The sequence below is a fragment of the Syntrophomonas curvata genome, assembly GCF_052976825.1.
The window spans coordinates 2,469,129-2,492,041 of sequence record NZ_CM129641.1 but is presented as its reverse complement, the minus strand read 5'-3'; the positions used below and the strand labels follow the sequence as shown (position 1 = coordinate 2,492,041).

Genomic DNA, 22,913 nt, shown 5'->3' with positions numbered 1-22,913 from the left:
AAACATGCAAGCGGATCGGTTGACCGGCGTATATCATTATATATCGAATGTAAGAACCCAAAATATTGAAGGAGGCCGCGGAAAAATGAGATTTAACCGGAGGGCGGGAGATTTTGTGATGAGAAACATGCCGCTAGTTGCGCTGATGGTGTTCGCATTGGTTTTGGTTTTGTCACCGGTCCTTCCGGCTTCCGGTTCAGTCCAGGAAGATTCCGGCATCAAAGTATATTGCAACGGTGATTTCCGGGGCAGCACCGCCTACATCGATCCCGCCAGCGGAGTGGGCATGTTGCCTCTGGCCCTCATTGAATCTCTTCCCGGATTGCGGCTGAACGTCCGTGATAATCAGGCCTGGTTTGCATTGAACGGCCGGCAGCTGCGTACTACGGTGGGGAGCAATGCTTACACCATCGACGGGCAGAACAAGACCTGGCGGTGCGGTCTGCAGCCCTGGCGGTACGGCATCGCCGCCCCCGGACGCGATCTTTTCGAGGCCCTGGGGGCCAGCGTCCGCTGGGACGGCAACGAGAGAGCTATTTACATCGACGCTCTGCCGCCCACCCCGAACGCGCCTGAAAACCTCAGCCAAGCAAGCCTGCCGCTGCGCCTGGCTTTCATTCAGAATGAACAGTTGTGGCTGCTGGATGCCAGCGCTCCGGGAACTCAGCCTTTACCGGTGCCCGGCCGCAATATTGAACAGATCATAGGCTGGTCCCGCGACGGAAAATGGCTGGCCTATTTGCAGAGAACGAGCGACGATCCGTTCTCGGGAGAGAAAAATCTGTGGGTGGTATCGTCCGACGGGCAGCGGCGCCAATGCCTTGATAACTTGCCGCTGGCCTATCATACCCCGGTATGGTCGCCGACGGAAAATATTATCGCTTATCAGGTCCAACCGGAGAATCAAGCTGACATTCAGAATATTGCCTTGAGGGTCGCCTATCAGGAAAACGGACAATGGCGATATCGGGAACTGGCGAAATCGGGCGAACGTTCCCTGGGCTCGGGACTGGCCTGGTTTCCGGACGGGCAAAGTCTGGCGGTAAGCTGGGTGCATGATAAGAACAATTTGCCCGAACTCAGCCGGATTGATTTGCAGGGCAGGGCCTGCAGCCTGCTGGTGCTGCCGGCGGCTTTGGCCGGAAATTATCAGGATGGAATGTATATCCGGGACATCACCGGTCTGAAATTATCGCCGGACGGACGCTATCTGGCCTGTTTTCTGGGCATGAACTCCGCTTCCATAAATGCTGACGGCATGAATCTGCAGATCGTCGATCTGCAGCAAAGGACCTTGTTTCCAGTCGGCGGCGCCCTGGGGTACCCGGAATGGGTGGCCTGGTCTCCCGACAGCCGGGCAGTAGCGGTCATACTCGGAGGAGGCCGGGAAGCCAGCATTCATAAGCATCTGGCTATAGTGCAAATAGGCGAAGACGGATTCAAGGTGCGGGAATTGGGCGAAACCGGCCGGGTGGACAGCAGGCCGATATGGGCCCCGGACGGCAGCGCTTTGTATTTCAGCCGCGGTCCGGAGAGCCTGGCCTGGGAGGAAGAGGGCCGGCATCAGGAAGCGCCGGTTCCCGGACAGCAGATATTCAGCCGTCGGGCTGAACAGGCGCAGAGCCTGAGCGGGCCCGGAGAAGAACAAGCCGACTACCCCCTGTCCTTATCTCCGGACGGCCGTTATCTGGTCACGCAGAGGCTGGACTACGTCGATCTGGGCGCCCTTCACCTGATGGATTTAAAAAACGGGCAAACGCTCAAATTTATGGATAATTTGCAGGCCCAACCCGGTTATTACGGCAACTATTACCCGGATGGGGTCAGCGTTTACTGGATGGAATGAAAGGTGACAGACCAATAACGCAAAGGCATCCGGCTGTGAGTGACAAGAGCCGTTCCTCTTGTAATCAGTTTTATGACAGCGAATAATTACGGCCGGATTTATAATTTAATGCAGAGGCGAAGCTATATTAAAAAGCCATAAATCACTTTAGCCGGAGAGGAGTAATCTTATTATGCAAGAAATTGCTTATACTGATTATGTTGTACCATTTTTAAACCAATTGCCCCGGGGAGCTTTTCTGACGGTAAAATCAGGAGATAAAATCAACACTATGACTATCGGCTGGGGCACAATCGGCCGTATATGGAATAAACCGGTCTTATCAGTATTGGTGCGCTATTCCCGCTATACTTATGAATTAATTAAAAATGCGGCTGATTTTACGGTTAGCGTCCCCTTGAATAAGGATTTGCAGCGAGCCATGGCCATGGCCGGAACGCGTTCGGGAAGAGAAGCCGACAAATTTCAGGAATGCCGGTTATCCCCAGAGCCGGGTCACAAGATCGACAGCCCTTATATTGGAGAATGCGGGCTGATCTATGAATGTAAAATAGTATTTCGCCAAAAAATGGAGGCGGAATGTTTGGATAAAGAGTTAAGGGAAAAATTTTACAAGGACAATGACTGGCATGAGATCTTCCACGGAGAGATCGTGGGCTGTTATTTAGCCGAATAGTTTAAAACAAGTCAGATGAATATGAAAAGGTTATGACAAGGGGAAGTTCTTCTTGTCATATTGTTTTTTGAGTGATTTTTTAAATCTTATTGATGAGTCTGTAATAACCGCCAACATAAACATAGCAAAACCCAACCATACTAGCCACGACATGTGCACAAGCTGTCCGGCAAACCATAGAAAAGTACCGGCTATCAGTGGAGCAAGGATAAAATACTTGTATTTAACCGCGTTCCAGTTGATAGCTAAGTAAAAACTTAAGGTTAACAATGGGATTATGGTGTTAAAGGTAAGAACCATTATCATATACCTCAAAAGTTTAGGCGGCATTATCTTTCCAGCCCTATCATACCGCTCAACATCATGGGCCAAGGGAACCGCGTCCCTTGAGGGACAGCGGTCCTCTGGTCCCCTTATTCTTTTGGCGGCAGTTAAAACCCAGCTTTGAGCTTGCTGCTCGTATTTCAGGATCACCGGTAACTATTGCAGCATCTTTATGGGGCTTATATTATAAGAAAGAGGAGGTACCCTTAATATGAATATCAAACACCTGCTTATAAGTATTTTAATTGATTTAACTGTGATAATAATCAGCATACGACAGTTTAAGAAAGCAACAAGTTCTTATCGCAGAAGATTCTGGGGCTTAATGATAATAATTTTCCCTATTTTATTGATATGGTCAATTATAATATATATTGGAAAATAGTTGATGCATTATTTTCAGGCTTCCGGAGATTATGAAATTATCCACAAAAGATAAGGGTTAAGATGTAATCAGTAAGGGAAGGCGCTCTCGTCATAAAGGAGAAAACCCGGGGACGACCCCGGGCTTGTGCTGCGTTAATCCCGGCGCAGGGCCTCTATCGGATCCAGATTGGCCGCCTGGTTGGCGGGCAGGATACCGAATACGATGCCGATAGCGGCTGAAAAGGTAAAGGCCAGTAAGATAGTAGTCCAGGAGACCAGGGGAGGCCACTTGGCCAGGGCGGATATCAGGAAGGCTCCGCCGATACCCAGGGCCATTCCGATAATACCTCCCAGCAGACAGAGTACTATAGCTTCGATCAGAAACTGGATCAGGATATCCCGGCGTCGGGCGCCCAGAGCCATACGCAGACCGATTTCCCGGGTTCGTTCCGTTACCGAGACCAGCATGATATTCATAACGCCAATACCTCCCACCAGCAGGGAAAGACCGGCAATTATTCCAATCACCAGAGTCATCACACCGGTTACTTTGTTTACGGCCGCGATTTCTTGCTCCATATCAAAGCCGTCATAGAGGCCTTCACTCCGGTGGCGCCTTTCGAGTATTTTTATACTGCTCTCCATGGCGGTTTTAACCTCTCCCGGGCTGCGGGTACCTCCTTCGAGGTAAGATATGTTGCTTTTGGGGTAGATGTCCAGCCAGACCCGGGTAGGAATATAGACGTATTTGGCCCCCGAGCCGAAGAAGGAGCTCTCGGCTTTGACCAGTCCGCATACCACCAGTACCTGATTATCAATTATAATTCTCTGCCCTATAGCGTTATCCCGGGGGAATAGTTCCCGGGCCAGGTCTTCGTCGATCACGGCTACTTTTCTTCTCCCCTGACAATCGCTTTCGGTAAGAAAGCGGCCGGCTGTCATCTCCAGCGGATGCAGGCGGGCATAGTCGGCCTCGGTACCTCGAACCTGGGCAGTTTTAGACTTATTTTGTCCCTTAACCTGGGTATAAGCTCCGGCGCCCGGGAGCAGGTATTGTACTTCCGGCACATTGGCTTTTATGATTTCAATATCCTGCATATTGAATTCATTGCCGGTGGGAAGCTCATCCCGCCGCCAATCAACCGAGATCTGAAACAGATTGCTGCCGAACTTCTCCATTTCTTTCAGTATTGACTGCTGTCCGCCCTGACCGACTGCAACTACCGCGATAACGGCGGTGATGCCGATCATTATGCCCAATGTGGTAAGGACCGACCGCAGCAGATTGGCTCTGATTGAATCCAGAGCAACCCGTATGCTTTCACTCAGATTCATTTCAGCTCACCACCTTCAACTGAATCAGATGCATCTGTGAGGTGAGGGCTGAGTACTTCACTTATCAATCTGCCGTCCCGAAAATGCAGAACCCGGCGGGCATAAGCCGCGATGTCAGACTCGTGCGTGACCAGGACGATGGTGCGGCCTTCCCGGTGCAGGGACTGAAAAATATTCATGATTTCCAGACTGGTTGCAGTGTCCAGATTGCCGGTAGGCTCATCGGCCAGGATAATATCCGGACTGTTTACCAGAGCCCGGGCAATAGCAATACGCTGGCACTGACCGCCGGAGAGTTCGGAGGGGCGGTGATGCATACGATCCAGCATCCCTACCCGGCTTATGCAATCAAGTGCCCGGCTGTTGCGTTCATCTTTGTCTGTGCCGGCATAAAGCATGGGCAATTCTACATTGCGCAGGGCTGTCATACGGGGGAGCAGGTTGAAATTCTGAAAAACGAACCCGATCTTTTTATTGCGTATCACAGCCAGGTCGTCACTGTTCATGCTGCTGATCTCAACTCCGCCCAGCCAGTATTGGCCGGAGCTGGGAGTATCCAGGCATCCCAGTATATTCATCAGGGTCGACTTGCCGGAACCGGAAGGACCCATTATGGCAGCAAAATCTCCCGCCGCGATATGCAGGTTTATGTCCTGAAGTGCGTGCACCGGGTTGGATTGAGGGCGATATATCTTGTTAATCTGCTCCATTTTAATCATGATGGTCATCCTTTGCGGCTGCAGAGGGCAGGGGGGCCTGGCGCACCTTTTGTCCCTCCTTGAGTTGAGGAGGCGGGCTCGGTATAATGGCATCGCCTTTATTCAATCCCTTGAGTACTTCCAGGTAGAGTTCGCCTTCCAGGCCGGTGGTTACTGTCTGCAGACGGGCTTTTCCATCATCATATATCCAAACCTGTTGTTTGCCTTTACTATGGTTTAACGCTTCGTAGGGTATCACCAGTCGTTTCTTTGCGGCTACGCTGATAATCTCCAAATCTACTGAATAGCCGGGTTTTAAGCGGCCCGACTTATCCTCTACACTGACCCGAACCGGTACTTCTACCGAGCGGGTGTTATTGCTCTCTTTTACCCGGGCCAGACCTGATACTTCGGTTACCTTTCCGCTGAATTTTTTTCCCGGGAGGGCGGCAGCCTCTATTATTACCTTTTGCCCCGGTTTTACCCGGGAAGCATCTGCCTCACTTACCCCCACTTTGACCTGCAGGCGCTGAGGTTGTCCTATGGTAATAAGCTTGTCTCCGGCCTTTATCATGTCGCCCGGCTGATTTTCGAGATTCAATACCACCCCATCCATTTCGGCTTTGATGAGGTAACGAGCCAAATCTTCTTCGGCTGCCTGTACTGCACTTTGGGCCCGTTCCAATTTGGCTTCAGCGGCATTGCGTTCTGCGGTCCGGGGCCCATTGCAGAGAATGTCATAAGCTTTTTGAGCTTTGAGGAAGGCGGCTTCCGCAGCGGCCAATTCCTGACGGGCGGTCTCCGTTTCCTGGGCACTGATAGCTCCTGCATTGTACAGAGCTTCTTTACGCTGCCAATCTCTCTGTTTATTATCGTAAGCTGTTCTGGCCTGTTCGAAGTCTGACTTGCCTATTGTCAGATCTTCCCCGGACGGGTTGATAAGGCCCTGGTAATCGACTTCTTCTGTTGCCAGGCTGGCTCTGGCGTCAGTCAGTGCTTTTTCCTCGGCCAGACAATCCATAACCGCCAGTAACTGTCCCGCCTTAACCCGGTCGCCGGTTTTTACATATAACTGTCTCAATATCCTGGTATCCCGGGCAACTACTTCCTGTTTCTGCTGCAGTTCTATGCTGCCGCTGGTATATACCTTTTCCCCCATAGCCTTTTCTTCCACTTTAGCGGTATGTACCAGAGTCCCGCTATGGGTACGGTTACGCCACAGGTTAAGGCCAATTATCAGAGCAACGACAATTATAATCAGCGCAATCTTAAATGCTGGTTTTTTGCTTATGGTTTTAATATTCAGGGCAGGCACTTTTAAAAATTCACTCCTTGCCGTCATTATTGTTTGGAATAGTAGCTAGATCATAGCGCTCATTTTTGCTGCACTATAATAGCTGGTACCCAGAGCGTAAACCAGCCATACCAGGAAAACGTAGAGGCCTACCTTCTTGATTTTGCTTTTCATCAGGATAGCTCCTCCCAGGGCGGTCAGGTAAAGGCTCCATAGCATGAAGGGGTCGATCTGGGATGCCAGCATGGCCGCAAAACTATGGGAATCAGGAGGGAACAAGAGATAAAGGCTGGTGCAGACATTGCCGAAGCTTTCTACCGGGGTTGTCAGACCCAGTCCCAACTTTATCAGGAAAGACAGCAGCATAGGGAGGTAGGCATAGACACAGACTGCAAACAGCTTGCGGTACTGTATCTTATCTCCGGCAAATGCATTAAACAACTTCAGCAATAAAGCCATTATTAATGCAAAAAGTAAAGGTGCCAGTACTGCACCCACTACGGTTGCAATAACCGTCACCTTGGATGCTGTAGCAAGGGCTTCCGGATTGGATAAAGCTGGATTATTGGCCATCTGCTGCAGCTGTATAATCCCGTAGTCTTTAATCTTGGAGAGCAGGGGCAGGGTAGCGGCCAGGCTGACACCTGCGATTATTAATAAAGTAGCGAGCCAGGAATGATTGCGTTCCAGGTCTGTAAAAACACTGCTCGGGCTGGTAAAAATACGGGACAATCGCTGCCCCAGGGACAGGTTTTCATTATTAAGTTCCAATTCCATATTAATCCCCCTTTTTGGTTTTTGGCAAACCATCAACCTCCGTTGACAGGAAAGGTTGCTTCAACCCCCTTTTCAGTCTACGGGTCTGATATATTAATTCTTGCATATAGGATAATAATTCCTGCTTCAATGGAAATAAATTAGCCCTGATATTCCTATTTTTAGCTAGCCTTGCCGTACAGAGAATTCCAACCCCCATTCAAGTTGCCTGGAATGGGGGGATTTATGCAACCTCTTTAACTGTAATAATTAATAATCTCATTCATGAGCATTAACCAGGTTGTTATAGGAGTGAACGGTAAGCAGATAGTAGAGCAAGTAAATCAGGGTATAGACTGCAATCGTAATTACTGTAGGCATGGTCAGGTCCTTATAGAGTAGAATACCCAGAGCCGATAAGGCGGTAAATGCGTGGGCAGTTCCGACCAGCAAAGGAAACAGGAAAATCACCATAACCTGGCGGGATATGGAGGCATGGATTTCCTGGCGCTTGACTCCGATCTTACGCAGGATTGCATAGTTCATCTGCTCCTTGCCGGCTTCGTTTAATTGCCGGAAATAGATGATACTGCCGGTAGCCAGGAGGAAAACCAGTCCCAGGAAAGCTCCGACGAACATCATCATGCCGCTGGCTTCAAGTTGTTCTTTATATGTGCTGTAATAAGAAGACAGCAAATCGAAGTTCTGCTCCAAATCCCGGCTAAGTTCTGCGCTGTCTCCTGCTTTATCCACCACAATGCCTCTTATTATGACTGGTTCCCGGGCACCGGCCATCCGGGTAAAATCCTCATCGCTTACTACCAGGGTAAAGAACATCGTGTTCATAAGTAAATAGGACCTGGCTTCAGTAATATTCATTTTCTGTTTGATCCGACTATCATCGGTAACGATAAAATTGCGGCCCTGCATACAGGAAGCATTGGCCCTTTCAAAAAGGACAGCTTCACCAGAATTAAGCCGGATATCTGGTTTTAGACCACGTGCTCTCATTAGTTCCCGATAAGAACTCTCTGAAATAATCTGGGCATTACGGTGAAAGCCTTCCGGGCCGGATATCTTACCCCTGAATTGCAGATAGGGCAGTTTCACATCAGCCACCATCCTGTGCTGGGGATAGCGGGCAATAGCAGCATCCACCCGGCTATCCTGATTAGTTTTGCTTTCTCTATAAACATAACTGAAAGGTAAATAATCCGGCAGTTCCTCTTTCAACCCGAAGTAAAAGCTGTAGCTCATGCCGACAGCGGTGAGGGTGGTAGCACTTAAAACGGCAATGGTCGCCAGCATGTTGGCATTGCTTTTAATCCGGTATAAAAGATTGGAGGTACTGATGAGATTCATTCCCCGATAGTAATAAGATTGGTTACGGCGCACCCGCTGCAGGGCAAAAACCGAAAATGACTTAAACAGGGCGAAGGTTCCGCTGATGACCAGCCCCAGTACTGCCACGGCGTAGACCGGAAATATAAGCACCAGATGTGGATTTAAGGCAACTATATAGCCTCCGGCAATCAACAGTATAGACAAGAGGGCCAGCATCACTGAACTGCGGGGTTGGCTTTCTCCCAACTGTTCAGCCCGAAACAGCTCTACCAGCTGGAAACGGTAAATGATGCGGCGGGCATGCCAGGAGATGGCCAGGAACAGCAGCAGGAAGACTGCCACCGTGTTAAGCGCGGCGCGGGGGGAGATAAAAAAGTCGACCTGGACATAGTGGCCCATCAGGCTGAGCAACAGCATGGCAAAAAGCTTGGAAAAGACTGCTCCCAGGAAAATGCCTGCGCCCAGGGCTGCCAGGCCCATCACCAGGTTTTCATAAAAGAGCATTCGGGCTACCTGCCTTCGCTGCAGGCCAAGAAGAGTATAAAGCCCGATCTCCTTCTTGCGCCGACGGGTGAAAAAGGCATTGGAATAGCCCATAAAAATGGCCGAGAATATTGCGGTCAAGACCGAACCGAAGGAGAGGAGAAAATTCATCTTGTTTCCCACGGCATGAGCAATCTGTTCATTATAGTCAATGGAATTGAACATATAAAAAACCAGGATACTGAAGACCATGGATATGAAATAGAGAAAATAGGTTTGAAAGTTCTTTTTAATATTGCGCAAGGTCAAATCAAATAAAGTCACGGTTATCCCCTCCCATCACGGCCAGTACATCCAGAATTTTATGGAAGAAATCCTTGCGGGTTCCGCCGCGGACGAGCTCACAACAGGCTGATTATTTGCTATTTTAATAGTAGTAAATAGGCAGACTATAACTAGTAATATGGATTTTTGCCTGGAAGCGAACAGGGGACTTGGTGATGTTTAAAATTATGTTGGTCGAAGATGATCCCAAGCTGCGCCGCCTTATCCTGGAGAACCTTAATAAATGGGGTTTTGAGGGATGGGCGGCAGAGGATTTTCAGCTGCTTTTGCAGGACTTCCTGCGCTTTGAGCCCCATCTGGTTTTGATGGATATCAATCTGCCTGCTTATGACGGCTTTTACTGGTGCAGCAAGATCAGGGAGCTTTCCAAAGTTCCGGTGCTGTTTATATCATCCCGGGACAGCGATATGGATATCATCATGGCCGTTAATATGGGCGGTGACGACTATATTATAAAACCCTTTTCCCTGGAGGTATTGATGGCCAAGATCAATGCCCTCCTGCGCCGGACCTACTCTTACGCTGATGCTGAAGTTATGGCCGTCGAGTACCGGGGGGTGGTATTAAACTTGAAGGATAATCATCTGCGCTACCAGGAGGAAGCAGTGGAATTGACCCGCAATGAGTTCAAGATAGCTTATATGCTGATGAAAAGCCAGGGGCGGGTGGTCAGCCGCGACCAATTAATGCGGGGCTTGTGGGAGGATGAAAGTTTTGTTGACGACAATACGCTTACCGTCAACATCAACCGCCTGCGCCGCAAACTGATGGCGATTGGTCTTAATGATTTTATTGACACCAGGAAGGGGCAGGGGTATATCATTCCATGAGGCTGTACGAGTATTTGCTGGACCGCCGGTATTCTATTCTCTATTATCTGCTGTTGATGTCATTTGTTACGGCGGTAATTGCCCTCGACCCCGCGAGAAGGGTAAGTGCCGATAATATTCTATATATCAACAGTGTGGCACTATTTTCGTTTATAGTTTATCTTCTGGGCGGCTACGGGTTCAGGCGGCAATTTTACCGTCAAATCAGCAGGAGCCTTGAGGAGAACACGGCAGAGGCAGCCCATAGCCTGCCAACTCCGGGTAGCTTCGAACAAAAACTGTTCCGGCAACTGCTGGAAAAGGTTTATGCCGGGCAAAGGAGAGAGCTGGAGGGGCTTAATACCCGGCGCAAGGAGAATCTGGAGTTTATAAATAGCTGGGTGCATGAAATCAAAACCCCGCTGGCAACCAGCCATCTGCTCATTGAGAACAGCCGGGGCAGTTGCCCTGATGGGCTCCTGGACAGCCTGGAAGAAGAAGTGAGCCGCATGGATGGTATGGTGGAGCAGGTTCTCTACTACGCCCGGATGGACGATTTTGCCCGTGATTATTTTATCCCAGGAATATGAGTTAAGGCCTCTGGTAACTGAACTGGTAAAAAATCATGCCCGCATTTTTATCAGCAAAAAAATTCGCGTCGACATAGATGATTTTGATGTCACGGTACTGACTGACCGCAAATGGCTCTTGTTCATTCTAGGTCAGGTTATAAGCAATTCCCTCAAGTACACCCCGGAAGGAGGCCTAATCCGGATTCAAGCTGAGGCCGATACGGAGGGGAAGAGGCTGGTCATTACCGACAACGGGGTCGGCATCAAGCCCGAAGACATCGAACGGGTTTTTGAGCGGGGATTTACCGGTCACAATGGCAGGAGCTCCGGCAAGTCCACCGGGATGGGTTTGTACCTGGCCCGAAGCCTGGCCCGCAAGCTGGGCCATGAAATGTCGATAGAGTCTGAATTTGGGAAATATACCAGGATGAGCATATGCTTTCCCCGCCTGCGGGATTACTACCGGCTGAACTAAAAAATTCATCATACCTGCCTGAACTTGCAAGCTGGACACTTTATTTTCGTAAGCTTTATAATGTACAGGGAGGTACGGAGAATTGGAAATCAAACGTCTGAAGTTTATAGATAAGACCTATGTTATAACCCTTTTAATCCTGCTGGTCTTTGGGTTGGTGGTACTGACCAGTGCCAGCAGCAGCATTTCCAGCGATCCCTATTTTTATTTAAAGAAGCAGATAACTTCCATAGCTTTGGGTGTTCTGGCCATAATAATTATCCTGCGCTATGAATATATTGAACTTAAGCGCTACAGCTGGTTTTTGTACGGCTTGGCGATTCTTATGCTGATTGTGGTTCTGGTACTGGGGGAAGAAGTGCGGGGAACGACCGGATGGATCAGCGTCGGGCCGCTGCCGGCCGTGCAGCCGGCGGAATTTACCAAAGTCCTTTTGATATTGGCATTTGCCGATTTCCTGAATAGCAGGAAAGGGGAACTCAGTACCCTGGCGCAGATGCTTCCTTGCTTTGCCTTTATGGGTCTGCCGTTTCTGCTTATTTTAATGCAGCCTGATCTGGGCACAGCTCTGGTCTACATAGCTATCACCCTGGTAATGATGTATATTGCCGGAGCTAATCCCAAAATACTGCTCACGCTGCTGTTTTCAGGCATACTGCTTACCGTGCTGCTGTTCCTGGCCCATGTTCATCTCGGGCTGCCCCTGCCTCTGGAAGATTACCAGATAAAACGGCTGATAGTATTCCTGGACCCCTACAATGATGGCCAGGGAGGAAGAGGGCCGGGATGGAACACTATTCAGTCCCTGGTTGCGATTGGCTCCGGCGGGCTGACCGGCAAGGGCCTGTTTCACGGTACCCAGGTACAGCTGAACTTCCTGCCCGAGCACCATACTGATTTTATTTATGCGGTTATAGGTGAAGAACTGGGATTTGTCGGTGCTGCTTTCGTTATCATACTTTATGGCATCTTGATATTAAGGGCTATCAATATCAGCTATAATGCCAAAGAGCTCTATGGTACCCTGATGGTATTAGGGATAACTGCCATGTGGCTGTTCCATATTTTTGAGAGCATCGGCATGTCGATTGGACTGATGCCGGTAACCGGGATACCACTGCCGTTTCTAAGCTATGGAGGAAGCTCCATGTTAACCAATTTAATTGCGGTGGGCATTGTTTTAAATGTAAATATCCGGGGTAAGAAAATAGTATTCTAATTATTGAGCCATACTATGTTAGGGTGCTGAAAAGACATTACGTCGTTAACTGGGTGCTAAAATCAAACCCAGGACTTTTTAGGGGGTGCGGTATGAGTACAGATGAGAATCGCAGTGCTGCTATGACAACTTTAAAGGAAAGCCTTTTGTTTATACCCAATTTTCTCAAACTTATCTACCGGCTGGTTCAGGACCCCAATGTGAGCAAGACTGACCGGGCTCTATTGCTGGGAACGGCAGCTTATGTGCTTTCCCCCTGGGATTTTCTCCCCGATGTCGTGCCTTTCCTGGGGCAATTGGACGATCTCCTGCTGATAGCCCTGGTTTTAAAAAGACTGATGGACAGTGTCAGCCATGATACCCTGTTGTCATACTGGGATGGGGATGAAGACCTGCTGGGACTGATGGAAAGTATAATTGATCTGGCAGTGCAGTTTGTTCCCCAGGGAGTTTACCGCAAATTGGTCAGAAAATCCCGTCCCCGGGGTTATACCGATGTGGAATACGAAGTAAAGGGTTAAGCTTGATTATAATATGAACCGCTCCCTGTCAAGTAGACAGATGAAAAAAGAAACCATTTCGCTGGGCTCCGTAAGACGGGGTCCAGTTTTTTTAGGCTGCATTTCGAACAACTGACGGTAGGTCATCGGAGGTAGTTTGTTCAGTCTCCTTTGCCGGCGTTCGTAGTTGCTCGTCCCGGCTTTGAGCATCCTGTTCTCTGCCCGAAGGCGCTCAACTTCGGTAAGGATTTTTCCTTCGGCATTTAATACCATCTGGTAAATGCAACCAGAAGGAAAAGTATTTGGCGTAGTTTCTTTCGGACTAAAAACGGTTTTTGTATTTACTATATGCAGTATATCCAAATCATAAAAAAACTAAAAAAATAAGCTAAAATACCGCAATGATGTCTTTCGGAAAAAGGTAAAAGATATAGAATTAGATAAGGAGAGAAAAAAATGGCAATAACAGCCATGCAGAAAGGCGGCACTGGTAATTTATCATCATCTAGATCAGGTAACTTATTATGGAGGGTTACACTCAATCCAGATGAATTGGCACACTGCAAAGGTTATGCTACCGTAAGAAACAATTAATGTTGGGGTAATAACCTAACCGCAATAATGAAAATTCAGTACCTGAGACCCTACCACAGATATATCAACATCTGATTTGAAATTATAGGGGTATTACCCTATACCCCTATAATTTACTTTGGTAATAAGGTGGGAGCCGATTGAGGAAATTGTATAAAAAAACCATGCTGATATTCTTGCGGAGCAGAAACCTTATTGTTCCGTATTTGGTCGTGCTGGCAATATTATCGGTGTATACTGCCCTCCGTTTTCTTCAATACATAGAATTTCATAATATATTCATGACGATTCGTTGGTTAGTGATCCCCTGTGTTTTTTTAATTGCCTGCTTCATATATTTCAGCTACGAGCTGACTATCAAAATGTATGAAAATAATATGGCTGAGTACTTCCAAACATACCGGCAGGGATTATGGCAGGCTTATAGCGCCATCATTCTGTGCTTATTAACTTTGGCTGCCATACCGGCCATACTGTTTTTGCTTTTTATCCTGTTCTTTTATTATTATATTGATGTTCAATATTATCCATTTCTGGCCCATCTGTTCAAGGTATCCCTGCTTTATATCGGGCTGTCATTGATTGCCGGCATCATGTTGGGAACAGTAATGGCCGCCAAGCTAAAAGACAATAGATTGGCGGTATATAGTCTTACGGTCCTTTTTATACTGATAAACACTACTTTCACCTCAAGCCTTTTTTTCCATATATCATATATGCTTCTAAACTCTTACTCGTTCGAGAAAGCGCTTTTTGGCATTAAAGATTTTTTTACATTAGTTCCCCACCAGTTAGGCAGTAATTTTGCTATTGATCCGATTTATGGCTTGCCGATGGAGCCGGCCAGGTGGATATCAGCAGTATTTTGGATCGTATTCCCTTTTATTCTGATAATGAGCGAATGCTTCGGTCCTAAAGCAAAGAAAGCACTTACAGCTACGGCTGGCCTGGTGCTGGTACTGGGTGTCGTTTTGTTTTCTTTCAGAGGATCTACTTTAATAATGGATTTGCGAAACGATTCCTATCCTTATAGTGATATGCTTTATTACCAGGATAGACCGGAGGTCGATTACCGGGGACATAAAGCCGGATTTAACATTAATAAATATGATATGGATTTGACGGTGAGCAATGAACTGCATGCCATAGTGAAAGTTGCTGTCGATGATCGTGATCGGGACCGGTATGAATTTACTCTTTATCGCGGCTATATACTGGACCATGTTCGCACTGAAAAAGGAGCTATCCCGTTCAAACGTGAGGGTGATTACATCAGTGTAGGCAGCTTGAAAGGCGCAGACCGCCTTATCTTTGAGTATCATGGCAAATCACCGAAATACTATGCCAATCGGCAGGCCATAACCTTGCCGGGGTATTTTGCCTACTATCCCAAAGCCGGCAAATCCAATATATGGGATACAGGGCAGTCCGCCTATGTCATCAATCTCTCCCCCAACGAAAGCCGGTATGAGGTGAAGGTTCACTCGGATCTGGAAGTGTTTTGTAATCTGCCCGGAAGCAAGAATGCCTTTAATGGAAAAACCAACGGATTATCGTTGTTTGCCGGTATGTATGATGAGATAGCGAATAACATATATGCCGAACCGATGCGCAGCGATTTACCTCAAAAGCAGACTATACCTGAAGCGGAGCAAATCCTTTCTGACATTTTTAAGCGTTTGGAACGGCCCGAACCGGAAGCGCTGAAACATTTAGCGGGCAAGAAACTTTTTCAAGTACCTGGTAATTTTACATTAAACTCCGGTATAGAGGCAGCTGTCGTTATGAGTGACCATATTACAGCTGTTCATTGTGCTAACGGCCCGCAAGTAGCTAGAAGCATTATGCAGTCCATAATTAAGCCCCCATCTACCTCATACCGCTTAGAGTACGACTACTTATCCTATCTTTTTAACCAGAAAGACATGACTGATCCTGTATTTAAAAAATCCGTGGATTTGCAGCAGTTCCTGCAAGAGATAGACGAATGGCAGTATCTTAAAGCAAAATGTCAGGATGTAAATAACGAACAATATAAAAGTATGACTGAACAAGAAAAAGACGCTTTTGATACTGATGAAAGGCGTATGTTTGAATTAGTCTCCGACATCAACGATAAAGCGGCTTTATACTTGTTTTATCAATCGCCGCACAAAGCAGAGAACTTCCGCATTTTTTATGATTATTACACTTCGGGAAGCACGCAAGATTTTTGGGAATTGGTCAAAAGCATCATCGGGGAGGAAATGAAAGATGATTAAAGTTAAAAACTTAAGCAAGGGTTTTCAGCGTAAAAAGGTGCTTCACTCCATAAATCTCGTATTGGATAAGGGGGTTTATGGGCTGCTGGGGGCCAACGGCGCCGGCAAAACCACCCTGCTGCGCTGTATGGCAGGCCTATTCGAACCTCAGCAAGGGGAAGTATTATACTACGACGAACCGATATATAAATCCAAAAGCTTTCACCACGGCCTGGGTTACCTGCCCCAAGCTTTCGGTATGTTCCAGGAGCTCTCTCTGTACGAAATGATGGATTACATATGTTCCTTAAAGAACATAGCCTCCAGCCAATGCCCCGGCGCAATAGCCAGGGCGCTTGAGAGCGTCAATCTGGCGGATAAGGCCGGGGAGCGGGTTAAAACATTATCAGGCGGCATGCTGAGAAGGGCCGGAATTGCTCAGGCTATTATGGGAGATACCAAAGTTATGCTGCTGGATGAACCTACAGCCGGGCTTGATCCCAGTGAGCGAGCCCGGTTCAAGAACACGATAAGCTGCCTGAAGCAAGAAAAGAATAAAACGATACTAATCTCCACCCACATTGTGGAGGATGTCGATGCCTGCTGTGATAACGTCATCGTTATTGACGAGGGACAATTATTGTTCAACGGGTCTTGTGCAGAATTAAAAAATATCGCCCTGAATAAAGTATACCAGGTAAAGGAGACTGATTTGGCCGCCATTGCAGGGGATAATTTCAGTCTTAAGATAAACGAAGTAAGGGGAACGGTCTATCATAGGATACTGGCTCGGGATAAGCAGGCTTTTCCCGGCGAAGAGCCCAGCCTTGAAGATGGCTATATGTGCTTGGTTAAGGGGTTGGCATAGTGCGAAGGTTATATCTTGAACTGAAGAACCTGCGGTTTTATTATTATATTCCTATTATCGTTCTTTTTGTATTGGTACCTCTGACAGTTATCGCCACATTAAAAAAAGCCGGTGATCCTTTCCCGTCTTTTACTGTTATATGTCAGCTATATATCCCTTGTTTTGCCCCCTGGTGGACGCTTTTTATCTTAAAGGATTACCTTAACTCGCCCGGCAAGGAATTGCTTTTTGTATATAAACAAAGCCGGGATAGCCTTCTGAGGAAAACTATCATCTTATGGGTTTTATATGTCTTGCATATCTTGGTAGTGTTTTTGGCCGCCGCCTTTCTTTATGATTTTGTTTGGTTTTTGTTTATTGCGGTAATCATTCAAAGCGTGTTTCTAACCGCCCTGGCATATTTTCTGGCTATTTTGCTTTTAAACACCTTTGTCCCGCTGATAACCAACTTTACCTACAGCTTGGTATTTATGCTGGCGGGAGGTTATTCTCCTTTAAATATTTTTGTAGAAGGATTAGGCAATGCCGGCAGCTTGGATAAATCTGTTTTTGTTTTTATCACCGCTTTAATTCTTTTATACGCCGGCTATCATATGGAGAAACGCTTGTATAAAAACAGTATTTAAGTTCATAAACAGTCTATAGGGAAAGATATGCGCTTTTTGCAATCTTCAATTGCCTCACCTATGCCAAGCTCCGTTTGATAAATCTTTTCCAATTTTTCACCTTCTTCACAAGCTTGGTTATCTCTACGCCGAGTTCAACGGGATATATGGATATCGGCGTCTGACAGATGAACTGAACGCCGGCAAAGGAGACTGAACAAACTACCTCTGATGACCTACCGTCAGTTGTTCGAAATGCAGCCTAAAAAACTGGGCCCCGTTATTGACGGAGCCCAGAAAAAGGTTATTCTTTTTTCATCTGTCTACTGTCAATGGTCAGGGAAAATGTCACCCCTTTACCTAGATAACTCAGCAGCAGAAATGTCATCCCTGCTGCGGCTCTTAGAATAGAAGATTTCACTATATGCGAACCAAGGTGATTTGTTCTTTGGCTTGATTTTGGGCTGAGCCGGCAGGCTATTCAAGGAATTGTCCTGCTGAGGTATTTGTACTATACTTTCCTTGGGCTGAGTTTTGAGCAATTCGGGTTTAATAACGAGGCCTTTGTAAAGGACCTGCATTCCGATATGCTTACTGGTTGCTACAGTAATCGTATCATGAGGGGATGCAGGGACTTTTATATTTTCCACCTTGGCAGGCAGACGGTATTTATGGTTCTCAAAGGAAAAGGAAAGCCCTGAATCGATTTTTCTTGTTACATGCTTGGCAAAAATCAACTGCAATGCAGACATATCTTGCTTAGGCAAATAGGCCTTTTCCGGGCTGGCAGCCTGGACGGCGAATTTACGGTTGTAGTAGGGAATATAATGCTTTAGGAAATCATTAGCCTGTTCGATAGAAGAAATTCCTTTACGCTGCATATCTTTCGCCAAACGGTCCTGTAAAGTCTCCCAGAGCCTTTCAATACCACCTTTAGCCTGAGCAGACCGGGCAATGATTAACAGGATGTTGAGTTCTTTAAGGGCTCTGGCAAAGTTAGTCTGCTTTTCCACTTTGCCGGCCAATTCTTCTTCAAGGGTTAATTCCTTTTTCTTTTTGCTGTTATAAACAAAAACGGTTCTGCCATCAGTGTAGATTTCTCTTGGCAGGTGCCCATTCTGATTCATCTGAAACATCAGTTCACAATAACCTTCAAAGGTTTCTTCCTTTTCGAAATGAAGAGCCAGGATACGACCAGTGGCATCGTCAACCGCACCGTGCAGGTGCAAGTAGGAACCATTGCCAAGCCAATCAAAGCTGGAAGCATCCATCTGAATCATTTCACCCTCGCGCTCCCGGGCATTTCTGGAACGATGTTTCTTGGGTCTGCGCTTGGCCTTTGGAGAGCGAATACCACTGGCCCTAAGATACCTTGAGACAGTGCTTACCGAAACAAAAATATCTTTATCTTCAGCAAGCACATCGGTAGCATGACAAAAATTATATCCGGACAACTCCGTTTGATAAATTCGGCAGATTTTTTCAGCAACTTCAGGATCCAATGCATTAGCCGGTTTCCGTCCTCTATTCTTATGCAAAATACTTATAACCCCATTTGCGGATGCCTCCGCTTTCATCCGCTGTACTTGTCTTACACTGAGGTCTAAAAGCTCTGCAGCCTGCTTATTTGTAAACCGGCCTGCCAACAGTTCTTCGATGATAGTTATTTTTCTTGCTTCTTGTTTGCTCATTTCTAATTTCATCCTCCCATTATATCTTTTCTGGGGGATGACATTTTCCCTGAAGAGTTATACCATGACATTATCACTGATTAACGACACTTTTTTCATCTGTCTACTTGACAGGAAGCGGTTCATTATGATTCCCAGAGGGTTTTCTGATTTTTAATCCAGGTTGCGGCGGTCAAACACCCGTTTGCTTTTCTTCTCACTGCGGGGCAGGGTCTGGTAAGGGGTTACTTCCACGTCGGCAATGATATTTATTATCGCTTTAATATTATGTTTAAACTCCTTGCCTACTTTGGGATTATGCCGTTCGGGGTCTTCTTCCACCCGGATGAGTACCGAGTCCTTGCCGGCTTCACGCTCGATTATCATCTGATATTCACTGGATAACCCCGGGGTCATGCGAATGACATCTTCCACCTGGCCGGGATACACATTGACTCCCTTTATCTTGACGGTGTCGTCACTGCGCCCAAGGATGCGGCCCATCAGAGGGTAGGGCAGGCCACATTTGCAGGGTTCAGGGTTCAGATAAGTAAGGTCACGGGTACGGTAGCGCAGGAGGGGCATTCCTTCCTTGGCCAGAGTGGTTATAACCAGTTCGCCCAGTTCTCCCGGAGGTAAAACCTCGCCGGTCTGGGGGTCGATTATCTCACAATAAATATATTCCGGGAAATAGTGAATGCCGCAATGCAAATCACAGTCGATACCGATACCGGGGCCATAAATCTCGGTAAGCCCGTAAATATCATAGCTCTCCAGGCCCAGAATCTCTTCCATGCGGGTACGCATCTTCTCTCCCCAGCGTTCCGAACCGAATATGGCCTTGCGCAGCTTAAGCTGGCCCGCGATGCCCCGTTTTTTTGCTTCCTCGGCCAGCAGCAGGCCATAAGAGGCCGTGCCTATCAGTGCCGTAGCCTGCAAATCTACCAGCATAGCCAGCTGCTTATCAGTGTTGCCCGGTCCCATAGGTACTGCCATGGCCCCCAGGCGTTCGCATCCGGTCTGAAAGCCGATGCCTGCTGTCCATAGACCATATCCGGGAGTTATATGGACCCGGTCCCGGTTATTGAGTCCCACAATACGCATGCAGCGTTCCATCATTTCCGCCCAATCATCCACATCCTTGCGGGTGTAGGGGACAACTACCGGTTTGCCGGTAGTGCCGGAAGTAGAATGAATACGGACAATTTCTGATTCCGGTGCCGCCATCAGGGCCAGAGCTTCCTCCTGCCGCAATTCCTCCTTGTCGGTAAAGGGCAGGTGTTTTATATCATCCACCGTTTTGATGTCAGCAAAACTAATTCCCGCCTGCTCCAGTTTTTTCCGGTAAAAACAGGAGTGTTCCTGCAGGCGCTCCATCAATCTCCGCAAGAGAATGGACTGCCGCTCCTTAAGAAATACCGGTTGATACTCATCTCCAATAACTTCCGCTGCCTTGCTCATCTCGTCTCTCCCTCCACATATTCTCTTCCCCGGTTAAAGGCCCGGGTATTTACTTCCTGTACCTTTTTGGGCAGACGGCTCAGGAGTTCTTCCAGCAGCCTGCTCTCGTCAATATCGGGACATAATGCTGAAAATGCTCCCAGCATAACGGCGCTGAGTGCCTTGCTATTCCCGGCCTGTTCTGCCAGTTGCCGGGCGTTGATTAACACGATTCCCGGAACCTGCTCCGTGAGGTAGGCAATCATTTCCTCCCGGTTGTAACTGGATATACCCAGGTAAACGGTTGGGGGTACTATCATGGCGGTATTTACCAGGGCCCGGCCTTGAGCCTTTAATTTATCCAGGTTACGCACTGCCTCTGCCAGCTCGAATCCCAGGAGATAATCGGCAGCAGCGTCAGGAATCAGGGGACCCTCAAGCCCATTACCGATTCTTACCTGTGATACCACCGGGCCTTCCCGCTGGGCCATACCTATAATTTCGGATGTACGAACCTCATAGCCCTGAGCGATAGCGGCTTCGCCCACTACCCGGGAGGCCAGTACGGTTCCCTGTCCGCCAACACCGCACATAATTATATCCATTAGCGCTCCCCTCCTTTAATGGCATCAAAGGGGCATACTTCTACACACAGGCCGCAACCGGCGCAGCTTTCCAGTACCTGCGGCTGCTGCCCGGCCTCCATCACCAGAGCCGGACAACCTATCTCGGTGACACAGAGGCCGCAGTTTTTGCATTTTTCTAAATCAATTACCACCGGGGCTTCATTTTTGACCTCGGGCAGATTAACGCAGGCACGCTTCATTATAACTACCGCCGGGCCATCATAGGCCAGAGCGTTTTTAACGGCTGCTTCCGCCTCTTTTAGATTAACCGGGTCAACCTGGCGAATAGAGGCAACCCCGCAGCCGGCCAGTACTTGCTGCAGGTCGAGTGCCGCTACCGCTTCCCCGGTAGCCGTTTTCCCGGTCCCCGGGTGGGGTTGAAAACCGGTCATGGCGGTGGTGCTGTTATCGACTATCACCAGGGTGAGGGGGTATTGATTATAAACGGCATTTATTACCCCGGGGATACCGCTGTGAAAGAAGGTGGAATCGCCCAGAACGGCGATACTCCGGCGGCCAGGTTCGGCCCGGCCGATGCCCTGAGCCTGGGTAATAGCTGCCCCCATGCACAGGCAGGTGTCCACCGCCGATAGCGGCGGCATCATACCCAGGGTGTAACAACCGATGTCACCGGTAAATACCACATCCGATTTTTTACCTGCTGCCTTGCGAATGGCGTAAAAGGAAGCCCGGTGAGGGCAGCCGGCGCAGAGAATTGGCCTGCGTATGGGCAATTCCGGTTTAATCATGACCGTTTTGCTGCTGGTATTTTTACCAGACCAGCCGGCAATGGCCTTTGTAACCAAATCCACGTTTAATTCGCCGATACCGGGAACCATGGCATCATTTTTCCCGCTCAACTGCACATGCAGGCCGTTTTTACCTGCCAGGCGCAGCATCGCGTCCTCCAGTACCGGGTCCTGCTCTTCTATCACCAGCAGCTTCTCATGCTTTTTCAGATAGCTGACGGCCAGTTGTTCCGGAAAGGGATAAGGGGTGGATATTTTTAAAATCTCAGTATTATCTATTAGATTAAGCCGATAAAGGGCTTCTTTGACATAATGGTAGCTTACCCCGGAACAGGCGATGGCATATTCGCCCTGACCTTCCCGTTGGTTGAAACGAGAGGCAGCGAATTCCTCGCTCAAATTTTTTAAACTCTCCAGCAGCTCACCATGTTTGCGATAGGAAACACTGGGGAAAATCACCCAATCTCCGCCTTTTTCAAAGTGGGCTGAAGCTTGTTTTATATTTATTTCCGGCAGTTCCACATCCTGACCCACGTGGCATACCCTGGTGGTGGGGCGCAGTATCACCGGCAAGTGGTATTTCTCCGATAGGTTAAAGGCTTCGATTACCATTTCCATGGCTTCCCGGGGATCGGAGGGATCCAGTACCGGAACCTTGGCAAAACTGGCAAACCGCCGGGTGTCCTGCTCGGTCTGGGAGCTATGGGGCCCCGGGTCGTCAGCCACTACCAGAACCAGTCCGCCCTTTACTCCCAGATAAGTGCCGGACAGGAGAGGGTCAGCCGCAACATTCAAGCCCACCTGTTTCATAGTGACTATGGTGCGGGCGCCGCTAATGGCAGATCCGTACGCAACTTCCAGAGCTACCTTCTCATTTACACACCACTCGGCATGAAAACCGTAATGCTTGGCCTGGGCGGCCAAGGTGCTGAAGATTTCCGTGGAAGGCGTGCCCGGATAGGCGGTAGCCACTTTTACCCCGGCAGCTATGGCTCCCCAGGCGATAGCTTCGTTCCCCAGTAATAACTGTTTGGTCAATTCTTACACCTCGCCTATAAAATAAAAGGCCAGGTCAACAT

The 22,913-nt window shown here is 48.2% G+C and carries 20 protein-coding genes; 10 read left to right on the top strand and 10 right to left on the bottom strand.

Annotated features, from left to right (window positions below; all coding sequences use genetic code 11):
• Positions 1 to 85 precede the first annotated feature (85 nt).
• Together ACU70B_RS11300 and ACU70B_RS11295 are read left to right on the top strand one after the other, a co-directional pair.
• Positions 86 to 1,846, top strand: coding sequence for a hypothetical protein (locus ACU70B_RS11300; protein ID WP_447183640.1), 1,761 nt, complete (start codon positions 86 to 88; stop codon positions 1,844 to 1,846).
• Between the two features lie 172 nt (positions 1,847 to 2,018).
• Positions 2,019 to 2,522: a flavin reductase family protein gene (locus tag ACU70B_RS11295; RefSeq protein ID WP_447183639.1), complete on the top strand. Its 504-nt coding sequence runs from the start codon at positions 2,019 to 2,021 to the stop codon at positions 2,520 to 2,522.
• Positions 2,523 to 2,552: 30 nt separating this feature from the next.
• Here ACU70B_RS11295 and ACU70B_RS11290 read toward each other — a convergent pair whose 3' ends face one another.
• The 6 genes from ACU70B_RS11290 to ACU70B_RS11265 form a co-directional block, all read right to left on the bottom strand.
• Positions 2,553 to 2,996 (bottom strand): hypothetical protein, encoded by a 444-nt coding sequence (locus ACU70B_RS11290; protein ID WP_447183638.1) that lies wholly within the window; start codon positions 2,994 to 2,996, stop codon positions 2,553 to 2,555.
• Positions 2,997 to 3,365: 369 nt separating this feature from the next.
• Complete coding sequence (locus ACU70B_RS11285; protein WP_447183637.1) at positions 3,366 to 4,547, bottom strand: ABC transporter permease; 1,182 nt, start codon at positions 4,545 to 4,547, stop codon at positions 3,366 to 3,368.
• A complete protein-coding gene (locus tag ACU70B_RS11280) occupies positions 4,544 to 5,266 on the bottom strand; it encodes an ABC transporter ATP-binding protein (protein ID WP_447183636.1) in 723 nt (240 codons plus the stop codon). The genes ACU70B_RS11285 and ACU70B_RS11280 overlap by 4 nt, the downstream gene beginning before the upstream one ends.
• Positions 5,259 to 6,560, bottom strand: coding sequence for an efflux RND transporter periplasmic adaptor subunit (locus tag ACU70B_RS11275; protein ID WP_447183635.1), 1,302 nt, complete (start codon positions 6,558 to 6,560; stop codon positions 5,259 to 5,261). Before ACU70B_RS11275 ends, ACU70B_RS11280 begins: the two co-directional genes overlap by 8 nt.
• A 45-nt stretch (positions 6,561 to 6,605) precedes the next feature.
• The gene (locus ACU70B_RS11270) at positions 6,606 to 7,316 is read right to left on the bottom strand and encodes a Yip1 family protein (protein ID WP_447183634.1); all 711 of its coding nucleotides are present in this window, start codon (positions 7,314 to 7,316) and stop codon (positions 6,606 to 6,608) included.
• Positions 7,317 to 7,574: 258 nt separating this feature from the next.
• On the bottom strand, positions 7,575 to 9,446 hold the full coding sequence (locus tag ACU70B_RS11265; RefSeq protein ID WP_447183633.1) for an ABC transporter permease: 1,872 nt from the start codon (positions 9,444 to 9,446) through the stop codon (positions 7,575 to 7,577).
• 176 nt (positions 9,447 to 9,622) lie between these two features.
• Between ACU70B_RS11265 and ACU70B_RS11260 the strand changes: the two genes are divergently transcribed.
• The 8 genes from ACU70B_RS11260 to ACU70B_RS11225 all read left to right on the top strand — a co-directional run bounded on the left by ACU70B_RS11260 (position 9,623) and on the right by ACU70B_RS11225 (position 17,370).
• Positions 9,623 to 10,297, top strand: coding sequence for a response regulator transcription factor (locus tag ACU70B_RS11260; protein WP_447183632.1), 675 nt, complete (start codon positions 9,623 to 9,625; stop codon positions 10,295 to 10,297).
• A complete protein-coding gene (locus ACU70B_RS11255) occupies positions 10,294 to 10,866 on the top strand; it encodes a histidine kinase dimerization/phospho-acceptor domain-containing protein (protein ID WP_447183631.1) in 573 nt (190 codons plus the stop codon). The genes ACU70B_RS11260 and ACU70B_RS11255 overlap by 4 nt, the downstream gene beginning before the upstream one ends.
• A complete protein-coding gene (locus ACU70B_RS11250) occupies positions 10,841 to 11,323 on the top strand; it encodes an ATP-binding protein (RefSeq protein WP_447185759.1) in 483 nt (160 codons plus the stop codon). Before ACU70B_RS11255 ends, ACU70B_RS11250 begins: the two co-directional genes overlap by 26 nt.
• Positions 11,324 to 11,405: 82 nt before the next feature.
• The gene (gene rodA / locus ACU70B_RS11245) at positions 11,406 to 12,542 is read left to right on the top strand and encodes a rod shape-determining protein RodA (protein ID WP_447183630.1); all 1,137 of its coding nucleotides are present in this window, start codon (positions 11,406 to 11,408) and stop codon (positions 12,540 to 12,542) included.
• A gap of 92 nt (positions 12,543 to 12,634) precedes the next feature.
• Positions 12,635 to 13,063 carry a YkvA family protein gene (locus tag ACU70B_RS11240; RefSeq protein WP_447183629.1) on the top strand — a complete coding sequence of 143 codons (429 nt, stop codon included), beginning with the start codon at positions 12,635 to 12,637 and terminating at the stop codon, positions 13,061 to 13,063.
• Positions 13,064 to 13,998: 935 nt separating this feature from the next.
• On the top strand, positions 13,999 to 15,897 hold the full coding sequence (locus ACU70B_RS11235) for a hypothetical protein (protein WP_447183628.1): 1,899 nt from the start codon (positions 13,999 to 14,001) through the stop codon (positions 15,895 to 15,897).
• On the top strand, positions 15,890 to 16,744 hold the full coding sequence (locus ACU70B_RS11230; protein ID WP_447183627.1) for an ATP-binding cassette domain-containing protein: 855 nt from the start codon (positions 15,890 to 15,892) through the stop codon (positions 16,742 to 16,744). Before ACU70B_RS11235 ends, ACU70B_RS11230 begins: the two co-directional genes overlap by 8 nt.
• Positions 16,744 to 17,370: a hypothetical protein gene (locus tag ACU70B_RS11225; RefSeq protein WP_447183626.1), complete on the top strand. Its 627-nt coding sequence runs from the start codon at positions 16,744 to 16,746 to the stop codon at positions 17,368 to 17,370. Before ACU70B_RS11230 ends, ACU70B_RS11225 begins: the two co-directional genes overlap by 1 nt.
• A 335-nt stretch (positions 17,371 to 17,705) precedes the next feature.
• Here ACU70B_RS11225 and ACU70B_RS11220 read toward each other — a convergent pair whose 3' ends face one another.
• The 4 genes from ACU70B_RS11220 to iorA form a co-directional block, all read right to left on the bottom strand.
• Positions 17,706 to 19,040 (bottom strand): ISNCY family transposase, encoded by a 1,335-nt coding sequence (locus tag ACU70B_RS11220; RefSeq protein WP_447183053.1) that lies wholly within the window; start codon positions 19,038 to 19,040, stop codon positions 17,706 to 17,708.
• 153 nt (positions 19,041 to 19,193) lie between these two features.
• On the bottom strand, positions 19,194 to 20,480 hold the full coding sequence (locus ACU70B_RS11215) for a phenylacetate--CoA ligase family protein (RefSeq protein ID WP_447183625.1): 1,287 nt from the start codon (positions 20,478 to 20,480) through the stop codon (positions 19,194 to 19,196).
• Positions 20,477 to 21,064, bottom strand: a complete 588-nt coding sequence (locus tag ACU70B_RS11210) for an indolepyruvate oxidoreductase subunit beta (RefSeq protein WP_447183624.1) — start codon at positions 21,062 to 21,064, stop codon at positions 20,477 to 20,479. The genes ACU70B_RS11215 and ACU70B_RS11210 overlap by 4 nt, the downstream gene beginning before the upstream one ends.
• Entirely contained in the window at positions 21,064 to 22,872 is a 1,809-nt protein-coding gene (iorA, locus tag ACU70B_RS11205; protein ID WP_447183623.1) for an indolepyruvate ferredoxin oxidoreductase subunit alpha, read from the bottom strand. Before iorA ends, ACU70B_RS11210 begins: the two co-directional genes overlap by 1 nt.
• Positions 22,873 to 22,913: the final 41 nt, after the last annotated feature.